The sequence below is a fragment of the Seonamhaeicola sp. ABD4_175 genome (genome assembly GCF_056160885.1).
The window spans coordinates 725,671-748,839 of record NZ_JBSWYC010000001.1; the positions used below are offsets into that span (position 1 = coordinate 725,671).

The 23,169-nt window shown below is 33.3% G+C and carries 16 protein-coding genes and 1 tRNA gene; 6 read left to right on the forward strand and 11 right to left on the reverse strand.

What is annotated here, in order from left to right:
- Positions 1 to 38: 38 nt before the first annotated feature.
- The 10 genes from ACXAG4_RS02980 to ilvD all read right to left on the reverse strand — a co-directional run bounded on the left by ACXAG4_RS02980 (position 39) and on the right by ilvD (position 12,265).
- Positions 39 to 794 (reverse strand): ThuA domain-containing protein, encoded by a 756-nt coding sequence (locus ACXAG4_RS02980; protein WP_475294587.1) that lies wholly within the window; start codon positions 792 to 794, stop codon positions 39 to 41.
- An 11-nt stretch (positions 795 to 805) separates the two neighbouring features.
- On the reverse strand, positions 806 to 1,822 hold the full coding sequence (locus ACXAG4_RS02985) for an AraC family transcriptional regulator (RefSeq protein ID WP_475294588.1): 1,017 nt from the start codon (positions 1,820 to 1,822) through the stop codon (positions 806 to 808).
- An 89-nt stretch (positions 1,823 to 1,911) separates the two neighbouring features.
- Complete coding sequence (locus ACXAG4_RS02990) at positions 1,912 to 2,757, reverse strand: sugar phosphate isomerase/epimerase family protein (protein ID WP_475294589.1); 846 nt, start codon at positions 2,755 to 2,757, stop codon at positions 1,912 to 1,914.
- A gap of 144 nt (positions 2,758 to 2,901) precedes the next feature.
- Positions 2,902 to 4,479 carry a DUF7133 domain-containing protein gene (locus ACXAG4_RS02995; RefSeq protein ID WP_475294590.1) on the reverse strand — a complete coding sequence of 526 codons (1,578 nt, stop codon included), beginning with the start codon at positions 4,477 to 4,479 and terminating at the stop codon, positions 2,902 to 2,904.
- A gap of 200 nt (positions 4,480 to 4,679) precedes the next feature.
- Positions 4,680 to 5,198 (reverse strand): plastocyanin/azurin family copper-binding protein, encoded by a 519-nt coding sequence (locus ACXAG4_RS03000; protein WP_475294591.1) that lies wholly within the window; start codon positions 5,196 to 5,198, stop codon positions 4,680 to 4,682.
- 142 nt (positions 5,199 to 5,340) lie between these two features.
- Entirely contained in the window at positions 5,341 to 6,606 is a 1,266-nt protein-coding gene (ilvA, locus tag ACXAG4_RS03005) for a threonine ammonia-lyase IlvA (protein ID WP_475294592.1), read from the reverse strand.
- Positions 6,607 to 6,621: 15 nt separating this feature from the next.
- A complete protein-coding gene (ilvC, locus tag ACXAG4_RS03010; RefSeq protein ID WP_475294593.1) occupies positions 6,622 to 8,097 on the reverse strand; it encodes a ketol-acid reductoisomerase in 1,476 nt (491 codons plus the stop codon).
- Positions 8,098 to 8,167: 70 nt separating this feature from the next.
- Entirely contained in the window at positions 8,168 to 8,695 is a 528-nt protein-coding gene (gene ilvN / locus ACXAG4_RS03015) for an acetolactate synthase small subunit (RefSeq protein ID WP_475294594.1), read from the reverse strand.
- Between the two features lie 104 nt (positions 8,696 to 8,799).
- The gene (gene ilvB, locus ACXAG4_RS03020; protein WP_475294595.1) at positions 8,800 to 10,536 is read right to left on the reverse strand and encodes a biosynthetic-type acetolactate synthase large subunit; all 1,737 of its coding nucleotides are present in this window, start codon (positions 10,534 to 10,536) and stop codon (positions 8,800 to 8,802) included.
- Positions 10,537 to 10,582: 46 nt separating this feature from the next.
- Positions 10,583 to 12,265 (reverse strand): dihydroxy-acid dehydratase, encoded by a 1,683-nt coding sequence (ilvD, locus tag ACXAG4_RS03025; RefSeq protein ID WP_475294596.1) that lies wholly within the window; start codon positions 12,263 to 12,265, stop codon positions 10,583 to 10,585.
- A 606-nt stretch (positions 12,266 to 12,871) separates the two neighbouring features.
- On the opposite strand from ilvD, the gene metK reads away from it, so the two are divergent.
- From metK to ACXAG4_RS03050, 5 genes are all read left to right on the forward strand, one after another.
- Positions 12,872 to 14,125, forward strand: a complete 1,254-nt coding sequence (metK, locus tag ACXAG4_RS03030; protein WP_475294597.1) for a methionine adenosyltransferase — start codon at positions 12,872 to 12,874, stop codon at positions 14,123 to 14,125.
- Between the two features lie 39 nt (positions 14,126 to 14,164).
- On the forward strand, positions 14,165 to 14,749 hold the full coding sequence (locus tag ACXAG4_RS03035) for an HPP family protein (protein WP_147137845.1): 585 nt from the start codon (positions 14,165 to 14,167) through the stop codon (positions 14,747 to 14,749).
- A gap of 156 nt (positions 14,750 to 14,905) precedes the next feature.
- Positions 14,906 to 16,858, forward strand: a complete 1,953-nt coding sequence (locus tag ACXAG4_RS03040; protein WP_475294598.1) for a GNAT family N-acetyltransferase — start codon at positions 14,906 to 14,908, stop codon at positions 16,856 to 16,858.
- Between the two features lie 304 nt (positions 16,859 to 17,162).
- Positions 17,163 to 21,278 (forward strand): carbohydrate-binding protein, encoded by a 4,116-nt coding sequence (locus ACXAG4_RS03045; RefSeq protein ID WP_475294599.1) that lies wholly within the window; start codon positions 17,163 to 17,165, stop codon positions 21,276 to 21,278.
- The gene (locus ACXAG4_RS03050) at positions 21,278 to 22,036 is read left to right on the forward strand and encodes a hypothetical protein (RefSeq protein ID WP_475294600.1); all 759 of its coding nucleotides are present in this window, start codon (positions 21,278 to 21,280) and stop codon (positions 22,034 to 22,036) included. Before ACXAG4_RS03045 ends, ACXAG4_RS03050 begins: the two co-directional genes overlap by 1 nt.
- 194 nt (positions 22,037 to 22,230) lie before the next feature.
- On the opposite strand, the gene ACXAG4_RS03055 is transcribed toward ACXAG4_RS03050, so the two are convergent.
- Positions 22,231 to 22,313 (reverse strand) — tRNA-Tyr (locus ACXAG4_RS03055).
- 210 nt (positions 22,314 to 22,523) lie between these two features.
- On the opposite strand from ACXAG4_RS03055, the gene ACXAG4_RS03060 reads away from it, so the two are divergent.
- Entirely contained in the window at positions 22,524 to 23,141 is a 618-nt protein-coding gene (locus ACXAG4_RS03060; protein WP_475294601.1) for a PAS domain-containing protein, read from the forward strand.
- The last annotated feature ends 28 nt before the right edge of the window (positions 23,142 to 23,169 follow it).

A 23,169-nucleotide genomic window follows, 5' to 3' on the forward strand; every position in this document is an offset into this window, starting at 1 on the left:
GGCTCAATTTGAGCCTCTTTTCTTTTCTAAAAAGTGCTTTATTTAAACCTAGATACATATCCTGAGGCAGCCCACTCGGTTCCACGTAGCATAATTTTTTTCCAGCCCTCGTTTTCCAATGCTTCAACATTATGTCCTAGAACATTATGAAAACAACGTCCTTTCCCCTTGGTATTCCAAAGTATTACAGGCTCCATCATATCACGCCCATTGTTAGTTTTTTTTGATAATGATGTAGCTAAAACATTTGGATTATCTATTAATTCAAGGTTTACCCATAGTTCATCTATTATCAAAAAATCCTCTACTCCTTTGGTAATGGGGTGTGTACGGTTTGTGAAAACAATTTTATGCTCGGTAATTTTACCATGTCTGGTCTTTTTCCCCCAGGTGCCTCCAATTAACTCATGAAATGCTTTCCAATCGTAAAATGAGGCACTGGCTCCATGAAATAGTACAAATCCTCCACCTTCGTCTATATATTTCATTAAACCTTGTTTTGTATATTGGGGCCAATCTTTTACATTTTCTGGATAAGGGTTCCAATTACTTAAAACCACATCAAACTTCTTAAAATCGTTATATTTAAGAGTGTCTGGAGATTCTGTTACGTAGGTTTCAAAATATCCAGACTCAGAATACATGTCTAGCAATTGGTTAGTAGTAGCTTTCCAATTATGGTTGTTACTACCAGTAAGTATTATTACTTTAATTTTGTTTTTATATTGGTTTTTATTGCTTGCACAGTTTATTAATAAAAGTGTGCAAACAAGAAAATTTAAGATATGTTTCATGCGACATGCCCTTAATGAGCCACATGTTTGGCATATTTTATCCTGTAATTTCTTGGGGAACATTTGAATCGTTTTTTAAAAATGGTTGCAAAATATTGTGTACTTGAAAACCCACAGTCGTAACAAATATCAGCTATACTTTTATTTTTAGGTTTATTCAGCATTTTGGCTGCTGCATCTAACCTAAGCTTTATAAGATAATTTACTGGGGTCATATTAGTAAGTTCTTTACAATACTTTGATAAGCTTGTAATGCCAAGACCGCAGTGTTCTGCCATAGATTCTAAAGACCAGTTTCTATGGTAATCTTGTTCTAAATAACTTAAAAATATTTTAACTGTTCTTTTATTAACTGTAAGAGATTCATCCAACACAACTTTGTCTTTCTTAAATAAATCTACCAATTCCAATAATAGCTGATTTACTAAAATATTTAATTTAGAGTGTTGAATAGCAATTTCTATAGTATCTAAGCATTTACCTAATTCTGCAAAATAACTCTTTATTTTATTATTTGTTTTCCAAACGGGCATCTCATTTTGCCTAAGAACCTTTGTTAAAAAATCAAGATCTTCTTCTGAAAGGATTATCCAATCTGGCCACTCCCATTTTTGATGTGGTTGCCGAACATTCACATCAATTATTAACCAGTACAGCTTACATATACCTATATTAGGATTACCAAGTTTGTGAGGTTGCCAAGGTCTTGTAATAGTAAAATCTCCAGATTTTAATTGGTATTCTTCATTATCTCCTTTGGTAAATGTTAAGCTTCCTGATTCTAAAAAGGTGAATTCAATACCTTCATTTCTATGCCAGTTTAATCCCCAATTCTGATTTATTTTGGCATCCCAATATCCTATGCTATAAACACTGGGTAAAATATGGTCAGGAAGATCAATACCTGGATAATCTGCGCGCCTAAGGCCCCTCATTTTTAGTTGTCCGGAATTAGCAGCCTGCTCTAAAGGCACGCAACGGTCTGGTATATACAACATATGGAAATCTTTCTCTTTCTCGGTTTTCATTGCACTAAAAAGGTCTTAATTAACTTGACCTTTCAAGTTACAAAAAAGTGCGCAAATTTTCTTTTAGTATTTTCAATTCGAAATGCAAATTATGATTCTAGACTATTTAAGTAATGGTAACTTGCTTTAACCGCTTCTTCACCTGCTACTTCAAGGGTTGTATAACCATCAAAGCCAATTTTTTTAAGAGCTTGATGAATTTTCTCTATACCTATAACCCCAGACCCTAATGGAATTAGTGACATACCACAGCCAAATACCTTACCTCTTTGTTCAATATATTCTTCGGGCAAGTCTTTCCAATGAACATGTTCAATTTTATCTCCCAATTTATTAATCATTTCAATTGAGTCTCCTCCACCCAACCAAAGGTTACCAGTATCTAAGTTAACGCCTAACGCTTCTGAATTACAAGCATCTATGATACGCTCCATGTGTTTCACTGAATCTGTATATTTTCCGTGAGGCTCCAACAAAATTTTCACCCCATAATCTTTTGCCATTTGCAAAGGTTCATGAAGTTTTTCTCTAATGCTGAAGATAGCTTCATCATCTGTAAGATTATGTCCAAATTCTGTATGCGCATCTCCTTCTGTAGTGATAACATGTTTAATGCCAATTGCAGCAGCCATTCTTATGGCTTTAACAATTTGTGATGTGCCATAACGCCAAGGAGCAGTAGGATCTAACAATGTAGCGTGTGCACAAACACTAGTTAATGTAATGCCGCGAGATTCAAAAAGCCTTTTAATATCAAAAGCATTAGCATCTAAACTAGCTACCGCATTAAAACCGAAATGCGACCCTAAACAAGCGCCATCGGCATTATCAGTAACATCGGCATATTTAATACCCCATGCTTGTATTTGATCTGCTTGTTGTTCTAAAGTTTGAAACGGATTGATTAGTGCAAAGCACCCAATTTTAATAGCCATAATCTTGTTTAGTATAATAAGTGAATATTTATTTTAATTTAGATGTCCATTTTCCCAAGCTTCATATACACGACTTCATCAATTTACTTTGAGAATTTAAAAGTTGATTACTTAATTTTGAATTATATCTTGTCTTTACTCAAACTATTCTTCATCTAACGTCAGCCCCTGCATATAACCAATCAAATCTCTAATTTCTTCGTCTTTTAGACCAGTTAGCAACCCTGGCGGCATTAAGGATATATCCACAATTTTACTTGATTCAATATCCTCAGTTTTAATTGTTAGCTTTTCGTTACCTGCAATTATAAGAACAACTTCATCTTTATTACTGGTATACATTCTTCCATTAAACACACTTCCGTCTCTTTTTTTGATTTGCATCTGATCAAATCCTGTTTTGATATTTTTATTTGGGTCATTGATTGATTCAATAATCTGTTCTCTAGAAAGTAAGCGTCCAATTCCTGCTAGATCTGGCCCTAACATCTCCTCATTACCATCAATAGAATGGCATGTATTACAGGCCCTCATCTTAAATATTTGTTTACCTTTATTAGAATTACCCTTTACAATTGCGGTAATTTTCTTTGGATCGTCAGGCTCTACCCAATCAGCTACAACCATTTTATAAAAAGCACCTTCAGGTGTTTTATGAGGTAAATGCATACGCCCTTCTGTGCCAAATTGGGCTAAATACAAATCTCCATTGGCATCAAAATCTAAATCGGAAAGCTTTTCAATATTATCGGCTACTGGAAATTCTTCAGCTTCATACTCCCCATTTTCATTTTTTACCATACGTACACGAGCAATAGACCCTTCGGTCCATTGACCATCAGGCCCCCAGTAAGAAATAAATAAATCGCCTGCTGTTCCATCAAAATCATTGTCTTTTGGGTTAAAAACAATTCCAACAGGTGCAAACCCATACTTTAATTTTACAAGTGGATCAGTAGCCTTGGGTTCATCTGGATATTTATTTGGGTTATTACCATAGAAACCTCCTCTTTTAGCATGATTAAGTTCTTCATATTTATTTTGATTTCCTTTATTATCGGAAAAGAAAACCTCATCTTCTTCATTCAACGTTAATCCATAAGCAAACCTGAGCCCTGTTGCTAATCGCTCATAAGATTTTCCGTCTGGTGCAATTCTCAAAATTGAACCTCTTAATTTATTTGGATCTGGTGCAGCATTTTTGTTGAGCTGATCTGTACAAAGAATAGCGAATAGATAGCCCTCCGAATCAAAATCAAGACCAAAAGTCCAATCCCAATAGTGCAGTGTCCAAGGAAAATCATCAAAAAACGTATAACTATTATCCGCTACAAAATCACCATCGGTATCTTCGTACACCCTTATCTCTTGGGTTGTAGCTACGTACATCTTATTATCTTTAAAGGCTAAACTTGTGGGGTAGCGTATACTGTCATTCTTTACATCGCAAAATAATTTGGCATGATCTTCTAAACCATCACCATCAGTATCTTGTAAAGAATAAATTTCACCGGTATAATTTGCTGCATAAATTATATTGTTAGGGCCTGAAATAATTGCTACCGGATTCCATAAGGTTACACCTGTTTTAATTGGTAATTTAACGGGCGCATAATGCCCGTATACTTTTACTGTGGTATCTGTATACTTTATTAACGTTTTTTCCCAATTTGAAAAAACACGTTGGTTTTCAGATTCTTTTTTACAAGAGCTTATTAGCACAGTAAAGATTGAAAGTAAAATTAACTTATCTAGCTTTTTCATGTTTAGTATTAATAAATAATGGTTAAAGTTAAGCTATGGCTAAAACAAAAATGTTTAATATATCTCGTCACTATATTTTAAACTTTACAGTTTGAAAAATAAGCACAAAAAAAGAGGCTCATTTTGAGCCTCTCTATTTATTTTTAGGATTGAAAAGTTTACTCAACAATAAACTTACCTTTCATTATTGCGTAATGCCCAGGAAAGCTACAAATAAAATCATATGTTCCTGCTGCTGGAGCATCAAACTCAATAGATGTTGTTTGCCCGCCTCCAATTAAATCAGTATGTGCAATAATATCATCTTTTGCAGATTCTGGAATATATTTGGTGTCTCTGGCTGTAGCTGCTTTTCCCGCAAAGGTTGCAATATCAACGCCTTGTTTTAAAATAACAACGTTATGTCCCATTACGTTTAAATCCATTTTTCCTTTATGGCGTAATGTTAATTTAACTTTTTGGCCAGCTTTAGCTTTAATTTCATTTTTATCAAACTTCATCATATCATCACCAACTAACACTATATTGGCTACGTTATCTTCTTCTTTAACCTCATCAGTAGTTGTTGATTTATTTTCATATGAAAATGATTCTTTTTTCTCTTTCTTTTCTCCGCCACAACTAAATAAAATAGATGCAGCAAAAACTGATGTTAATACATATTTAAATACTTTCATTTTTAAAACTAAATTTTGTTTGTTAATATTCTAATGTGTTCAATGCACTAAAATACGGCAAGAAAAAACAGTCTCAAATTTTAATTAAAAAATATTTAATACTAAATACTAAATTTTTCGTTGGAAGGTGTAAAACAATTATTTAAACTAAAAACTGAAACAAATCTGGTTTGTTATTTAAATAATCGCCATAAAAATTATGAGCCTTCATTTTAGCTATTAAAGGCTCTAAATCTGTTGAAGATTTAAGTTGCACACCAACTACTGCCGAACCATTTTCTCTGTTGGTTTTTTTAGCATATTGAAAATAGGTAATATCATCATTTTCGCCTAAAATATCAACTACAAATTGTTTTAAAGCACCTGCACGTTGCGGGAATTTCACAATAAAATAATGCTTTAAATTAGCGTAAAGCAATGCGCGTTCTTTAATTTCGGGTGTTCTGGTAATATCATTATTACTTCCGCTAATAACACACACCACATTTTTATTTTTTATGGCTTCAGTATAAAAATCTAAGGCAGCAATACTTAATGCGCCTGCAGGCTCAACTACAATGGCATCTTTATTATAAAGTTCTAAAATGGTTTCACACACTTTACCTTCGGGTACAGAAATAACGGTATGTAAGTTTTGTTTACAAATAGGAAATGTTAGGTTGCCAACACGTTTTACCGCAGCACCATCAACAAATTTATCTATGTTTTTTAAAGTAGTATTTTTATTATTTTTTATTGAAGTACCCATAGATTGTGCTCCTTGCGGCTCTACCCCAATAATTTTTGTTTTAGGAGATAAGGTTTTAAAAACCGTTGACAAACCCGCAGCTAAACCACCACCGCCAATGGGTATAAAAACATAATCAATAGTTTTATTGTATTGCTCTATAATTTCTAAACCTACGGTTGCTTGCCCTTCAATTACTTTTTCATCGTCAAATGGATGGATAAAAATTTTCCCTGAGCTATTACATTCTAACATGGCTGCATGATATGCATCATCAAACGTATCACCTTGTAATTTAATATCAATGTAATCTTCACCAAACATTTTTACTTGCTCAACTTTTTGATTGGGCGTTGGTGTTGGCATGTAAATCACACCTTTAATTTTTAACAATTTACATGATAACGCCACGCCTTGCGCGTGGTTACCAGCGCTTGCACAAACCACACCACTATTTGCCTTTTTTTGTGATAGAGAACTTATTTTATTATAGGCTCCTCTAATTTTATATGAGCGTACTTGTTGAAGATCTTCACGCTTAAAATAGATATTAGAATTATATTTTTTTGAACATCTTAAGCTATGGTATAAAGGCGTAACTGCCGATACTTTTTTAATAGTATCGGCAGCTAGCTTTATATTATTTATGTTAGGAAAATATATGTTTTTTTCCTGCGCCATAATATGTTTTTAGTATTAAACTATTGGCTTCATAGCTGTCATTGATGTTCTTAAGAATCTACCAATTTTTTCAACTGGATGATTTCTTAACGCTGCATTAATTTCAATTAATTTAGCGTTATCAACACCTTCGCCATTGTCTTTTGCGTATGCTTTTCCAATAATATCAGTATCTACTGTTTTCATAAAATCTGCTAACAAAGGCTTACATGCATGATCAAATAAATAACAACCGTACTCTGCAGTATCTGAAATTACACGGTTCATTTCGTATAATTTTTTTCTAGCAATAGTGTTTGCAATTAATGGTGTTTCGTGTAAAGACTCATAGTACGCAGACTCATCAATAATTCCAGACTCTGTCATGGCTTCAAACGCTAATTCTACACCTGCACGAACTAATGCTACCATTAATACGCCATTATCATAATATTCTTGCTCGCTAATTTCCATATCACCCGCTGGTGTTTTTTCAAAAGCAGTTTCAGCAGTTGCAGCTCTCCAACCTAATAAGTTTTCATCTCCATTAGCCCAATCTGCCATCATTCCACTAGAAAAATTACCTTCCATAATATCATCCATATGTTTTTGGAATAATGGGCGCATGATATCTTTTAATTCTTCAGAAATTTCAAAAGCTTTAATTTTTGCAGGATTTGATAGTCTGTCCATCATGTTTGTAATACCACCGTATTTTAAACCTTCTGTAACAGTTTCCCAACCGTATTGAATTAATTTTGAAGCGTACCCTGGTTCAATACCTTTTTCAACCATTTTATCAAAACATAAAATAGAACCTGTTTGTAATAAACCACAAAGAATTGTTTGCTCGCCCATTAAATCACTTTTTACCTCAGCAACGAAAGACGATTCTAACACACCTGCTCTATCTCCTCCTGTTGCAACAGCATAGGCTTTTGCTTGTGCTAAACCTTTACCTTCAGGGTCATTTTCTGGGTGTACTGCAATAAGTGTTGGCACACCAAAACCTCTTTTGTATTCTTCGCGCACCTCAGAGCCTGGTGATTTTGGCGCACACATAATTACTGTAAGGTCTTCACGAATTTGCATACCTTCTTCAACAATATTAAAACCATGAGAATATGCTAAAGTTGCCCCTTTTTTCATTAAAGGCATTACAGCTTTAACAACGTTTGTATGTTGCTTATCTGGTGTAAGGTTTAAAACTAAATCGGCTGTTGGAATTAACTCTTCATAAGTACCAACTGTAAAACCGTTTTCAGTAGCATTAACGAATGATGCGCGCTTTTCTTTAATAGCTGCTTCACGTAATGTATAAGAAATATCTAACCCAGAATCTCTCATGTTTAAGCCTTGGTTTAACCCTTGAGCTCCACAACCTACTATTACTATTTTTTTGCCTTTAAGTGCGTTTACACCATCTGTAAATTCAGATGCATCCATGAATCTACATTTAGACAATTGGTTTAATTTACCTGCTAATGTAAGTGTGTTAAAATAATTTTCCATTTGTAATGTTCTTGTTTTAATACTTGTTTTACCTAATAAATTAGGTGTAGTGTTTAATATTTATTGTTTATTATTTTTTTGCTTTTAAAAGCTCTGTAATTTTCATTTCATCTTTGGTTACAGCTATTCTTCCAGAGCGTACAAATTGCATAATACCAAAAGCGTTTAAATCTCTGCGTAAGGCTTCAATTTCATGACGTCTTCCAGATTTTTCTAACACAAAAAATTCTTTATTTACTGTAACAATTCTAGTATTGCTTTCTTTAATTATATTTTGAATTTGAGGTTCTTCAAATAATAATTCAGACTTTATTTTGAACATACAAGATTCTGTAAAAATAGTTTCATTATCTGTGTGATAATACGCCTTAATTACCTCAACTTGCTTTTCTATTTGCCCTACTATTTTTTTTGCTTGCGTTTCAGAAATATTTACTACAATTACAAAACGGTTAACATTTTCAATTTCAGACTGTGACGTTGTTAAACTTTCTATATTTATATGCCTGCGTTGAAAAATGGCTGAAATACGATTTAATAACCCGATATTATTTTCGGTATAAATTGAAATCGTGAATGTTTTTTGTTCTTCGTTCATTTTTTAAAAGATATTAGACAAAAAGTGAAAAGATTTGTTTTTGAAATACTTTACTTTTAAATAACCTCACCTTTTATCTTTTGTTCTATACTTTAAAACTGTTTTTAGCTTAATCTTACATCTGATACTGATGCTCCTGTAGGAATCATTGGAAATACATTATCTTCTTTCTCTACACAAACTTCTAAAAAGTATGATGATTTTGAAGCTATCATTTCTTCAACAGCACTGGCTAATTCTTCGCGTTTTGTTACACGTTTAGCTTCAATATGATACCCTTTTGCAATGGTTACAAAATCTGGGTTTGTCATTTCTGTTGATGCATAACGTTTATCAAAAAACAGCTGTTGCCATTGGCGTACCATGCCTAAAAACTCATTATTAAGCACTACAATTTTTACTGGTACTTTTTGCTGAAAAATGGTACCTAATTCTTGTATATTCATTTGGTAACCACCATCACCAATTATTGCCACAACCTCACGCTCTGGCGCTGCCATTTTAGCACCTATTGCCGCTGGTAATGCAAACCCCATGGTACCTAAACCACCCGATGTAATATTACTTTTAGTTTTGTTAAACTCGGCATATCTGCAAGCAATCATTTGGTGTTGCCCAACATCAGAAACTATAGCCGCATCTCCTTTACTTTGGGTATTAATTTCTTTTAACACCTCTCCCATAGTTAAACCTTCTTTTTCAGGAAGTAAATCGGCTTTAATTACTTTATCAAATTCTATTTTATATAAATCTTTAAACTCTTGGTGCCACGCTTGGTGTTTGTTTTCGTTAAGTTCATTTAGTAACAGTGCTAAACTTTCTTTAGAATTGCCTAAAACTGCAACATCGGTTTTTACATTTTTATCTATTTCTGCCGGATCAATATCAAAATGAATTATTTTGGCTTGTTTGGCATAGGTGGCTAAGTTTCCTGTAACACGATCATCAAAACGCATGCCTATGGCAATTAAAACATCGCATTCATTGGTTAATTTGTTAGGTGCGTAATTACCATGCATACCAACCATACCAACATTTAGCGGGTGTGATGTTGGTATTGCTGAAGCCCCTAAAATTGTCCAAGCCGATGGAATACCAGCTTTTTCAATAACAGCCTTAAGCTCATTTTCAGCTTCACCTAAAATAACACCTTGCCCCCAAACAATTAAAGGTTTTTTGGCATTATTAATTAATTGGGCTGCTGCTTTTACAGACTCTATATTAGTTTTTGGCACAGGCTTGTAACTTCTTACGTTTGTGCATTTTTCGTATTTAAAATCGAATTCCTGAAGCTGTGCATCTTTAGTAATATCAATTAACACAGGACCTGGCCTACCACTTTTAGCTATGTAAAACGCTTTAGCTATTACTTCTGGAATATCTTCAGCTTTTGTAATTTGATGATTCCATTTGGTAACAGGTGTTGATATACCAACAATATCTGTTTCTTGAAACGCATCACTACCTAATAAATGCGAAAACACTTGCCCTGTTATGCATACCATTGGTGTAGAATCTATTTGCGCATCGGCAATTCCGGTTATTAAGTTGGTAGCACCCGGACCCGATGTTGCCATGGCAACACCTACTTTACCAGATATTCTGGCATAGCCTTGTGCAGCATGAGCAGCCCCTTGTTCATGACGTGTTAATACGTGATGAATTTGGTCTTGGTATTTAAACAACTCATCATAAACAGGCATAATAGCACCTCCAGGATATCCGTAAAGAATATCAACACCTTCAGCAATTAAACATCTTATAATTGCTTCGCAACCCGTTATGCGTTCGGTTTTTGTGGTTTCCGTTTTTGTTTTTTCTATGGTTTGTGTTTCTTTCATAATCTTCAACTTTATATTGAAAGACTCTTTTTATTTAGTTGGAATTTTAATACTTATCTGTTACGCAACCTTCAGAAGCTGGCGCTACACATTTGGCGTATTTATATAGTATTCCTTTTTTATGTTTTAATGCTGGCGCTTGCCAGTTTGCTTTTCTTTGTGCTAATTCTTCTTCAGAAATTAATACGTTGATAGTGTTATCTTCGGCACTAATTCTAATTTTATCGCCTGTTTCAACTAACCCAATAGCGCCTCCGGCTTGGGCTTCGGGTGTGATGTGGCCAACTACGAAACCGTGCGTACCGCCCGAGAAACGACCATCTGTAATTAATGCTACAGACTTACCTAAACCGGCTCCCATAATTAATGATGTTGGTTTTAGCATTTCTGGCATACCGGGTCCGCCCTTTGGACCTACATACCTTATAACCACAACATCTCCACGTTTTACCTCGCCATTTGAAATTCCTGTATTGGCATCTTGCTCACTGTTGTAAACAACGGCTTTACCTTCAAACACTAAACCTTCTTTTCCTGAAATTTTTGCAACAGCACCATCTGTAGCTAAGTTTCCGTGCAGAATTTGTAGGTTTCCTGATGTCTTTAAGGCTTTATCTGTAGGATAAACAATATCCTGATCTTCAAACTCCATAGCTTTTACATCGGCTAAGTTTTCGGCTAGTGTTTTACCTGTAACCGTCATGCAATCACCATGCAAATAACCTTCTTCTAAAAGGTATTTCATAATTGCTGGCGTACCACCAACACCATGCACATCTTCCATTAAGTATTTACCCGATGGTTTTAAATCTCCAATTAATGGTGTTTTGTCACTTACACGCTGAAAATCTTCTAAAGTAAAATCTATATCAGCTGCATGTGCAATAGCTAAAAAGTGTAAAACTGCATTTGTTGATCCGCCTAAAGCATTTACTAAAGTGATAGCGTTTTCAATAGACTTTTTTGAAATAATATCTAAAGGTTTTAAATCTAACTCTAATAAATTTTTAATGGCTCTGGCGTATCTTTCAGCTTCAGATAATTTATTAGGATTTTCAGCAGGAATTGATGAGTTATAAGGCAATGCAAACCCCATACACTCTATTGCCGATGCCATTGTGTTGGCTGTATACATACCGCCACATGCACCAGCACCTGGAATAGATCTTTTAATAATTTCTTTATATTCTGCTTCGTCTATTTCGCCTGCTACTTTTTGCCCAAGCGCTTCAAAAGCAGATACAATATTTAATTTTTTACCTTTATAATTACCAGATTTTATGGTACCACCGTACATCATTATTGACGGACGATTTAAGCGCAGCATTGACATAACTGCACCTGGCATATTCTTATCGCAACCTACAATAGCTATTAAGCCATCATAGCTTTGTGCATTCATAATGGTTTCAATTGAATCTGCTATAATATCTCTAGATACAAGTGAGTAATTCATACCCGATGTACCCATTGAAATACCGTCAGACACACCAATAGTATTAAACCCTAAACCAACCATACCAGCAATATTACACTCTACCTTAACTTCATCTTTCAAGCCGTTTAGGTGCATATTACATGGGTTACCATCATACCCTGTACTTGCTATACCAATTTGAGCTTTGTGCATATCTTCATCAGAAAAACCAACAGCATATAACATGGCTTGTGATGCTGGTTGCGATTCGTCTTGCGTTAATCTGCTACTATGTTTGTTTAGTTTGTTCATTTTTTATGATAAAAATTTAAATCTTAGTTAGTTAAATTATGATATTTATATGTTTTTAAGAGTTTTAACAAAAAATGTTAATTTTCAATAAACGAAAATAATATTTTAGCTACTTGTACGTGTTTTTTATTGTTTTTACGGGTTAAATTCACTACCCACAAAAACAACCTAAACACATAACAATCAATAAATTAACTCTATTTTTTTATGATGCCCAATGCACTAAAAAAAAATCATAAAAAAACCTTCCTATGTGATTTTTAGGAAGGTTTTATTTTATATTAATTTACTAAATAGCACTTCCGTATCATTGTGAAATAATCACGCTGACGCTAATTGAAATGATATTTAATACTTTGTTATTCATCTTGCTGAAACAAATATTTATAGAAAAATTTTAGAATGCAACTTTTTTCTTAAAAAAAAGAAAAACAATGTGTCTTTAGTTTAATTTTTTTATTTTTGCACCTCAATAATAGAGGAAAGATTTGACTGATTGCAACCTCTTTATATCTGTCACATTTAAGATATAAACAAAAATGCTAAAGGCAGTGTTAACTTCCTGAGACGTTTACGTCAAATCTACCTCATTTAAAATTTTTAATAATGTCATATTTATTCACTTCAGAAAGTGTATCTGAAGGACACCCAGACAAAGTTGCTGACCAAATTAGTGATGCACTTATAGATCATTTTTTAGCTTTTGATATAAACTCTAAAGTAGCTTGCGAAACCCTTGTAACAACAGGGCAAGTAGTACTTGCTGGCGAAGTAAAATCTAACACGTATTTAGATGTACAGCAAATTGCCAGAGATACCATTAACAAAATTGGTTATACTAAAGGCGAATATATGTTTGATGGTAATTCTTGCGGTGTGTTTTCTGCTATTCACGAGCAATCTGATGATATTAACCGCGGAGTAGATAGAGCTACCAAAGAAGAGCAAGGAGCCGGAGACCAAGGTATGATGTTTGGCTATGCCACTAATGAAACCGAAAACTACATGCCTTTAGCTTTAGATTTATCGCATAGAATTTTAAAAGAATTAGCAGAATTACGCAGAGAAAACAAAGATATTACTTATTTAAGACCAGACTCTAAAAGTCAAGTTACCATTGAATATAGTGATGATAATGTACCACAACGTATTGATGCTATTGTAGTTTCTACACAACATGATGATTTTGCCGATGATGATACTATGCTTGCCAAAATTAGAGAAGACATTAAAACCATTTTAATACCTAGAGTAATTGCAAAATTACCAAAAGCCACTCAAGCTTTATTTAATGATGATATAAAATACCACATTAACCCAACCGGAAAGTTTGTAATTGGTGGCCCACATGGTGATACGGGCTTAACAGGCAGAAAAATTATTGTTGATACTTATGGTGGCAAAGGCGCACACGGTGGTGGTGCTTTTTCAGGCAAAGACCCAAGTAAAGTAGATAGAAGTGCCGCTTACGCTACACGCCATATTGCTAAAAACTTAATAGCTGCGGGTATTGCTAATGAAGTTTTAGTACAAGTTAGTTACGCCATTGGTGTTGTAGAACCAATGGGTATTTTTATTGATACTTATGGTACTGCAAAAATAAATTTAACTGATGGTGAAATAGCTGCAAAAGTTTCTGAAATTTTTGACATGAGACCATTTGCTATTGAAGAACGCCTTAAACTACGCGCACCAATGTATAGCGAAACTGCTGCCTATGGCCATATGGGGCGCAGCAATGAAACAGTTACAAAAACCTTTAGCCAACCTAATGGCGAAAACGTAACACTTGATGTTGAATTGTTTACTTGGGAGAAGTTAGATTATATAGATAAAATTAAACAAGCCTTCAAAATATAATGCTTGTTAATTAATGATTGCACCACCAAAAAATGACAAATGAAAAAACGAATTAACAGAACTATTCGTATTTCAAAATATGTTATTTACAAGGAAACACTAGTTGATTTTAAAGAGCACTTTTGGTCTTTTGTTGGTGCTTTTATTGGTATTGGCTTAATTGCCATGATTCAATCACTATATTTACCCAAAGTAGAAAACACCTTTTTAATAGGCTCTTTTGGGGCTACTTGCGTATTAATTTACGGTGCTATTCAAAGCCCTTTTTCGCAACCTAGAAATTTAATTGGAGGCCATTTAATATCTGCCTTTGTGGGAGTAACAATTTTAAAGTTACTCCCCGATATTATTTGGCTTACAGCGCCATTAGCCGTAGCTATTTCTATTGTACTTATGCAGTTTACAAAAACACTTCATCCTCCTGGTGGAGCAACTGCTTTAATTGCTGTAATAGGCACTGAAAAAATAAGAGATTTAGGCTATTATTACTTGTTTGCACCCGTACTTTCAGGTGTTATTATTTTGCTTATAGTTGCACTTATTTTTAACAATATGACTTCGAAAAGAAGCTATCCCACAAACAGCAAATACACTCGTTCATTTAGAAAAAAAACTAAAAACTAGTTTATTTTAATAACTCGAAATAAGCATATTTAAATTAACTAAATTTTCACTTGGTTATATTAAAAAATCGGCTAATTTCGTTTAAATTATAATTACAAATTTTCTCAAATTTAAAATATTATTTTGGCTTATTACAATGCTTAAATTTACCCTATAATGAGCTTTAATTTTAGAAAAGCTCAAAACCAAGATTTACCCTTTTTACTACAGCTAGAAAAGGATGTATTTCCAACATACCAACAAAATTCAAAACAAAACATAAAAAAAAGCTTAAGCAGCAATTTTCAAGAAATTTTTATTGTTGAAGATATTATTGCTAAACAAGCCCCTATTGGTGCATTTGTGTTATTTAAATATAAACTTTCACTACGCATATACTCTGTTGCACTTATAAAAACATATCACAATAAAGGTATTGGCTCAATTATTTTAAATTATATAAAAACTTATGCTTCGGCGCATAATTTTAACACTATAATATTAGAAGTTAGCGCTACAAACCAACAATTAATTAATTGGTACAAAAAGCATAATTTTACTGAAACAGCTTTGTTAAACAACTATTACACTAAAGGTTTACACGCCATAAAAATGAAATACAACCAAGAAAACGCTACTAAAGATTACAAAAATATTATTGTAATAAACCAGCCTTTTAAATGGCAAGAAAATACTATAAACGCCAAAGTAATTGCTGTTAAAGATTATATTAACAACACACAATACCACAATAACCCCGACTACAGAATTTTTAACCTTTGTAGCTCATACAAATACCAAAGTTATGGCTATTATGTTTCTTTGTTAGCATCGGCACGCGGACAAAGAGTTATACCTAGCATTACGGTTATTAGAGATTTCAGAATAAAAAATGTTATTCAATCTATTGCTTTTGATTTAGATGCGCTTATAAACAAAAGATTACTAAAAATTTCAAACACTGCCTTTTCTTTAAACATTTATTTTGGGCAAACACCCAACAAAAGTTACAGAACATTAGCATCAAAACTATATCAAATATTTGAAGCCCCTTTTTTTAAGGTGAACTTTATTAAAAATGAAAAATGGCTTATAAAAGACATTAAAGTTTTTACTTTTCAGGATATTGAAAATGATACTGAAAAAGATTTAATGTACAGTTTTGCAGTAAATTTTTTCAATAAAAAAAGACACAATTACCCAAAATTAGCCAATTACAAATACGATTTAGCCGTACTTGTAAACCCAAAAGAAGAAACACCACCATCAAATGCTTTAGGCTTAGAAAAACTTAAAATAGCAGCTAATAAAAAAGGCGTGTATTTAGAGCTAATAACAAAGGCAGACGTTGATAAAATTAACGAATTTGATGCACTTTTTATTAGAGAAACCACCAATGTAAACCACTATACCTATGAGTTTTCAAGGTTAGCTTATGCCGAAGGCATGGTGGTTATTGATGACCCTTGGTCTATACTTAGGTGCTCTAACAAAATTTACCAAAATGAATTGTTTAAAAAGCACAAAATAAAAACGCCACAAACTATAGTACTGGCCAACAATATTTCTAACTTAAAACAGTTAGACGCTTTAACCTATCCGGTGGTTTTAAAACAACCAGATAGTGCGTTTTCATTAGGTGTTATTAAAGTAAATAATAAAGAAGAAGCTAAAATTGAATTACTTAAGCTATTTAAAAAATCAGACATGGTTATTTGTCAAGAATTCTTGTATTCAGAATTTGATTGGAGGATAGGAATTTTAGATAACAAACCGCTTTTTGCTTGTAAATATTTTATGAAAGAAAACCATTGGCAAATTTATGATTGGAATAGTGAAAGTGATGATCCGTCAGGCGATTACGTAACACTAGCAATAAATGAAGTACCCGAAAAAGTGCTAAAAGTAGCCCAAAAAGCAGCTGCTTTAATTGGAGATGGCTTATATGGTGTAGATTTAAAAATTGTGAACAATGACGTTTATATTGTTGAAGTTAATGATAACCCCAATATTGATGCCGGTGTAGAAGATAGTGTTTTAGGCGACACACTATATGACACAATAATTGACTCTATAATTAACCGTATAAACATTGCAAAAAACGTACAAAAAATAAAGCTAACTGAATAAACATTTTTTTTAATAAAAGTCAATTCAAAAAAAACTTCTCAAAACTCTAAATTATCCAATTAAAGCAAAATACATTTTTTTAGCTACTCAACTATCCTTTAGTTCTTATCAAGAAAACTTTAAAAACTATCACAAGCTTTAAAAACATTTTACACTAATAACAACAAAATATTTACATATCAAACATATGGTATGTGTATTAAACCATTTGTTTTAACAAAAAAAAGTTTAGCAGTTAACTTTACTTAAGCAAACTAAAACTATCATTTTTTAACAAAAATGAACTAAAAACTTTTATATGAATATGAAGATAATTTTACTTAGAATGATACTGTTTGGTATATTTATAATGCCTGCAGTTTCTTTTTCTCAGAATGTAAATATTTCAATTGATTTAGAAAAACAGCGTTTCTTAGATAACGTATCCAATCTAGACAGAACAAAATATTTCAACAATCATGACGCTAAAGAAGACCCTGATTTCCCAACATTTTACAAAGATAATAATGTTGGTTTTGGAAGGCAGTTTTGGGGACCATTTGCCTTCAATGGAAAAGGTAACTTTGTTGACACTCCACCAACATCAGACGGTATTGTAAGACCTGTTAACAGACTTGTATATACTTACAACCCTACAAACATTTGGTCTGCAACTTTTGATCCTGCCGATGCTGTAAACACAGCCATAAGATATTGGGTTGATGAAGTAGGTTCTGGAAGCGGAGGAAGACCTGAATATTGGGAGCCTTTTAATGAACCTTTTATTAAGGCCGATAAATTTACAGATGAAAGCGGCTTAACAAACCAGCAAGTTGTTACTAAGATGTGTGAATGGTTTAGAGAAATGGCCAAAGCCGTTCATAACACACCTGAATTAGCAAGAATGAAAGTTATAGGATTCTCTAGTGCTTTTCCTTCTTACGCCAGAAGAGATTTTCGTGAAACCTGGCAAAATCACATGAAAAAATTTATTGATATTGCAGGAGCCGATATTGATGCTATTTCTATACATCCATATGACGGCGTAAATCAAGTTGGGCAAGCCAATGGCAGATCTGGAAGTAACTCTGAAGCAATTCTAGATTTAATAGAAACTTATACTGCACAAAAATTTGGCGCTCCAAAAAAAATAGCAATTACAGAATATGGTGTTATAGAAAGTGACGAAGCATTTCCTGCAGGTCCTGCGCCTAGTTATTTTAATGAAGCACGCAGTGCTATTTCAATATCAGGTTTAAATAACATGCTATTTAATTTCTTAGAGCGTCAAGACAACATTGAAATATGCCTCCCTTTTGTAACGGGTAGAGCTGATTTTTTCTATGAAAGTGGTTTTACTAGTGACAGCGGAAATGGCAACCCAAGACCATATACTCCTGCCATTACACGCCCTACTGAGCTATACACAACCGCTCCTTACAGAAATAACCAATACGTGTTATCTTACAAAGCTAACTTTTATAGATTTTGGAAAGATGTTAAAGGAAACCGCGCGAAAATAACAAGTGATGATTTAGATGTGCAGGCACAAGCATTTGTAGATGGTAATATTGTTTATATTGCTATAAATAACCTTGATGTTAATGACAAAACATTAAACCTAAACTTTCTAAGCACACCATCAAATGTAACCAATGTAACTACATCAGCCCTTATAATTAATGGACAAGAAACACCTATTTATGAAACAGGTACAGATAGTAATACCATACCAACTAGTGTTTCTTTAAAAAAAGGAGAAACTAAACTCTTAAAAATAACATATGAGACTCCTATTCAGTTTACCAGTAGTATTGTAAGAAAAAAATATTACGGCACATCAGCCCAAGCCACCACCGATAAAGCTCCTACAGTATTAATAAACGCCAATGAAGCAAACACGTTTACAATAAAAAACGTTGTAACAGCTGCTAGCGGTGATGCTACACTACGCTTAAGTGTAGGTATACCTCTTACAACAGGAGTAGGATCTACAACTCCAACAGGCTTAGACAGGTTACCTAGTGAAGTCACATTTAATGGCACAACGTTAAATATTCCAACAAATTGGAAAGGATATGATCAAACAGGGAGAGCAGACTTTTATGGCATGTTAGAGTTTAATGTTCCTTACAATTTACTTATAAATGGAGATAATACAGTTACAGTAACCTACGCAAAAACAGGCGGTAGAATAGCTGCAGCAGTGCTATCAGTAGAGAACGATGACACCCTTTGTACAAAAACAACTTTATATGCCGATGAAGATAATGACGGATTAGGAAATCCTGCTGTAACAATTCAAAGCTGCGGGCCAGTACAAGGCTTTGTTGATAATGCTGATGATAAATGTATTGATGATGCTGAAAATATTTGTTTATCATTTAATATTCCTGGCACAGTTGAAGCTGAAAACTTTTCAAAAAATGAAGGTGTAGAAACTAATACAGAAAACACCCAAATACAAAACATTGATAATGGTGATGCTACTGAATATGATGTTAATGCTACTATTAATGGTGAATATAAAATAAAAATACGTGCAAGTTCTACCAACGGTGGCTCTATTAGAATACTTAATAACACAACAGAATTAGCAACAATAGATATAACTGACACAGGCAGCCTTGAAACTTTTCAAGATTTTGAAGGCCTTATTACTTTATCTAGAGGAAGAAAAATTTTAAGACTAGAATATATAGGAACAGGATCTAGCCTATTTAACATAGATAACATAGAGTTTGAAACCAATGAAGCCTTTGTAAGATACACCAACCCTGAATCTGATACAGTAGCTTTAACAATTACAAATACACAAACTAGTTTTACACTTGATGTAGAATATGCCACAAAAAAAACAACACAATCTGTAGATTTTAACTTGCGCGCTAAGTCAACAGGTGTTACTGGGGGATTTGCTTCTATTAGGCCCGGTGCAGCAACAGCAGGAACGGGGACTTTCACAATAAATTTAAGCGGTCCTCTTCCAGCAGATACTTATGAAATTTTAATTTTTGTTAATTCACCAGGTGACTCGCCTCAATTTTTTGGAGGCCCTAGCCCACAATTAAGTTTAGTAGTTATAGAACCTGCGGTTAACGCAGCTAACGATGAAAGCTTAAGCAATCCTAGAGGTAATGATATAACTTTAAATATACTTGCAAACGACACAAAAGAAGACGGTAACACACCAGTACCTTCTGAAGTTATTATAGATATTGACACCAATACCAACGGACAACAAACACAATTAGTTGTTGCAAATGAAGGTACATGGAGTTATAATGAGGCTAACGGAGAACTAACCTTTACACCAAATTCTAGTTTTACAGATAATCCTACAGACATTGAATATGTTTTAACAGAAATATCAAATGGACTGTCAGACCAAGGTACTATAAATTTTGAGTACGTTCAAGAACCCATAGCAAATAATGATATTAGCTCTAATAACAATGCAGGAGCTGTAGCAATAAATATAATAAATAATGATACAGATAGTAGTGGAACTAACCTATCTGCTTCACAAGTGACTGTTGATTTAGATGTTTCTACCCCAGAAATTGATACAACATTGAATGCTGGGGTATTGGGAGATTGGTCTTACAACATAACCTCAGGAGTTTTAACGTTTACACCATCAGCTGAATTTTCTGGAAACCCATCAACAATTACTTATAAAATTACCGAAAACAGTACAGGCTTAAGCAATACCGCTGAGGTTACAGTTACATATAAAGAATTTACTTTAGCTGAATTTACAGTTATAAATACAGGTGAAGTTTGTGCAAACAACAATGACGGTTCAATAGTAATAAACGCTAATGCTATTGGTAATTATACAGTTGTAATGAGTGGAGCATCTTCAGCTACCCAAGACTTTTCAGAAAGTCTAACTATAGATAATTTAGATGCAGGGAATTACACACTTGAAATTACTGATAGTGCTACAAGTGATGTTTTTATATTCAACATCACAATATCTGAACCTTTAGATTTATCGGTAACCTCAAAGGTTTCACAAAAAGATAAAAATGTTACCTTAAGCTTATCGGGAAGCCAAATATACACTATAAATCTTAACAACACAGAATTTACAACATCTGAAAGCAGCTTAATGCTTCCGCTTCAAGAAGGCAAAAACACTATAACTGTTAAAGGCGAAAAAGATTGCCAAGGAAAATTCAATAAAGAAATAGTTATTGGTAACAGCATTAGTGTTTACCCAAACCCTGTACAAGATACATTACAAATTATTACAGGAACAACAGACGAAGTATCTATTAATCTATTCAACATATCAGGAACATTACTAAGCTCTAAAAAAAGTATTTCTAAAACTGGAGAATCTAATCTAGACATGCAAAGTCTGGCATCTGGCGTATACTTTGTATCTGTAAGCACTTCAAATTCAAGATCAACATTTAAAATCGTAAAATAATGAAAAAGATATATATATTAATAATACTCATTTCTTTAGTTACTGCATGTAGTTCTGGTAGTGGAGGCGGCGATGACGACACCCCACCACCTGTAATTATTGACCCTCCTGCAGCAGCTAGCCTTGTTTTTCCTCAAAATGGTGAAGTATGCGCAGAGGCTAAAAACCTAACAGGAAACAACGGTGATGCTAACAGAACTTATACCATAGAATTTAGGTGGACAGGTGATGCTAGCAGCAGTAATACTGTTAAGTACACTTTAAACCTTACAAATGATGATAATTCTACATCTAGAAGTTTTGATATAACAGCCAACACAAATAACGTTTCATTAAACGTTACTGAAATTGTACCACAAGGAAATTATACCTGGGAAGTTATTGCATCTAAAGAGGGAACAACTGAAACATCTGTTTCTGGCAAACAAACTTTTATAGCTGCTGGCGTTGCAGCTGTATCTTTTGTGCCAAATGCTGCCACCCCTATAAACCCAAGTAGAAATGAAGTACTTGCTAATAACACCACATCGGTAACTTTAGAATGGAGCGGGACCGACGAAAACAATGACATTAAGGAATACGATGTATATTTTGGAACTGCTAATCCGCCTACAGACATGATTACAGTTTCAAAAGAGACTACTAATAGAGAAGTTACTACTAATGCTAATACTATTTATTATTGGAAAGTAATTACAAGAGATGAAGTTGGTAATCAATCAAGCTCAACTGTTTTTCAATTTACGGTAGCACCTTAAAAATTAAACATATAAAATGCATAATTAAAAGAGCTTATAAAAACGTAAGCTCTTTTTTTTAAGAACAAAAGAAAACTAAACAACTCTTAACTTATTAATTTTTAAAAACTTAAAAGCTAAGTATATTAATTTCAATTAGCTTTTAGTTTTAAATAAAAAAAGCAAGCTTAAAAAGCTTGCTTTTTTGTTTTTTGTGGGAAGAGCAGGATTCGAACCTGCGAAGGTAAAAACCAACAGATTTACAGTCTGTCCTCGTTGGCCGCTTGAGTATCTTCCCAAAACCGAGCGCAAATATACCGCACTTACAACAATATACAAAGCAATATTTTCATAAAATTTAGTTGAGTATTAAAATTCATTCCCTAAATTATTTTTTTCATGAAAAACTTCACCTTTAAGTTACTGAAAATCAATATTTAATTTTTAAATGTTAATTTTTTTAACTATTTTACACAAAAATTGCTACCAATCTAATTAATCTACTCTCATGGAACTACAACAAATAAACTTGCTTAAGCAGCAATTAAACACTTCTCACAATAGGTATAAGTGCTTGTACGAAAAATCTCCAGACATGCTTCTATCGGTTAACCCCGAAAACTCTAAAATAGCTGAATGCAATGAAACCTTTGCAAATAAAATGGGTTATTCTAAAGCCGAAATTATAGGTAAATCTATCTTCTTTATATATCACCCAAAATGCATTACGCAAGTAGAAACTGCTTATAATACATTTTTAGATACAGGGAGAATTGATAATACTGAATTAATACTAAAAACAAAATCTGGCTCTAAAATTTATGTTTTATTGAAAGTAAACTCTATTAAAGACAATAACAATAAAATTATTTACAGCAACTCATGTTTGAGAGATATTACAGACTTGAAAGAATTACAAACAAGAAACCTTACTTACCAAAGAGTTGCTAATATTATTACTAATAAATTCTCAAAAGCACTAAACAATATTAATACAGCTGTAAGCCAACTTAACAAAGCGCCTTTTTTAAGTTTTGATGAAAAAGCACAGTATTATGTAAATTCTATTGAAAAAGCATCAAAAAACATTAATCATATTGTAAACAAAATAAACAAAAAAGCATAGTTTAAAACTATGCTTTATCACTACTCAA

Coding starts and splice junctions, on each gene's coding strand:
- ACXAG4_RS02980 (WP_475294587.1), bottom strand. CDS start 794: ATGAAACATATCTTAAATTTTCTTGTTTGCACACTTTTATTAATAAAC.
- ACXAG4_RS02985 (WP_475294588.1), bottom strand. CDS start 1,822: ATGAAAACCGAGAAAGAGAAAGATTTCCATATGTTGTATATACCAGAC.
- ACXAG4_RS02990 (WP_475294589.1), bottom strand. CDS start 2,757: ATGGCTATTAAAATTGGGTGCTTTGCACTAATCAATCCGTTTCAAACT.
- ACXAG4_RS03000 (WP_475294591.1), bottom strand. CDS start 5,198: ATGAAAGTATTTAAATATGTATTAACATCAGTTTTTGCTGCATCTATT.
- ilvA (WP_475294592.1), bottom strand. CDS start 6,606: ATGGCGCAGGAAAAAAACATATATTTTCCTAACATAAATAATATAAAG.
- ilvC (WP_475294593.1), bottom strand. CDS start 8,097: ATGGAAAATTATTTTAACACACTTACATTAGCAGGTAAATTAAACCAA.
- ilvN (WP_475294594.1), bottom strand. CDS start 8,695: ATGAACGAAGAACAAAAAACATTCACGATTTCAATTTATACCGAAAAT.
- ilvB (WP_475294595.1), bottom strand. CDS start 10,536: ATGAAAGAAACACAAACCATAGAAAAAACAAAAACGGAAACCACAAAA.
- ilvD (WP_475294596.1), bottom strand. CDS start 12,265: ATGAACAAACTAAACAAACATAGTAGCAGATTAACGCAAGACGAATCG.
- metK (WP_475294597.1), top strand. CDS start 12,872: ATGTCATATTTATTCACTTCAGAAAGTGTATCTGAAGGACACCCAGAC.
- ACXAG4_RS03035 (WP_147137845.1), top strand. CDS start 14,165: ATGAAAAAACGAATTAACAGAACTATTCGTATTTCAAAATATGTTATT.
- ACXAG4_RS03040 (WP_475294598.1), top strand. CDS start 14,906: ATGAGCTTTAATTTTAGAAAAGCTCAAAACCAAGATTTACCCTTTTTA.
- ACXAG4_RS03045 (WP_475294599.1), top strand. CDS start 17,163: ATGAAGATAATTTTACTTAGAATGATACTGTTTGGTATATTTATAATG.
- ACXAG4_RS03050 (WP_475294600.1), top strand. CDS start 21,278: ATGAAAAAGATATATATATTAATAATACTCATTTCTTTAGTTACTGCA.
- ACXAG4_RS03060 (WP_475294601.1), top strand. CDS start 22,524: ATGGAACTACAACAAATAAACTTGCTTAAGCAGCAATTAAACACTTCT.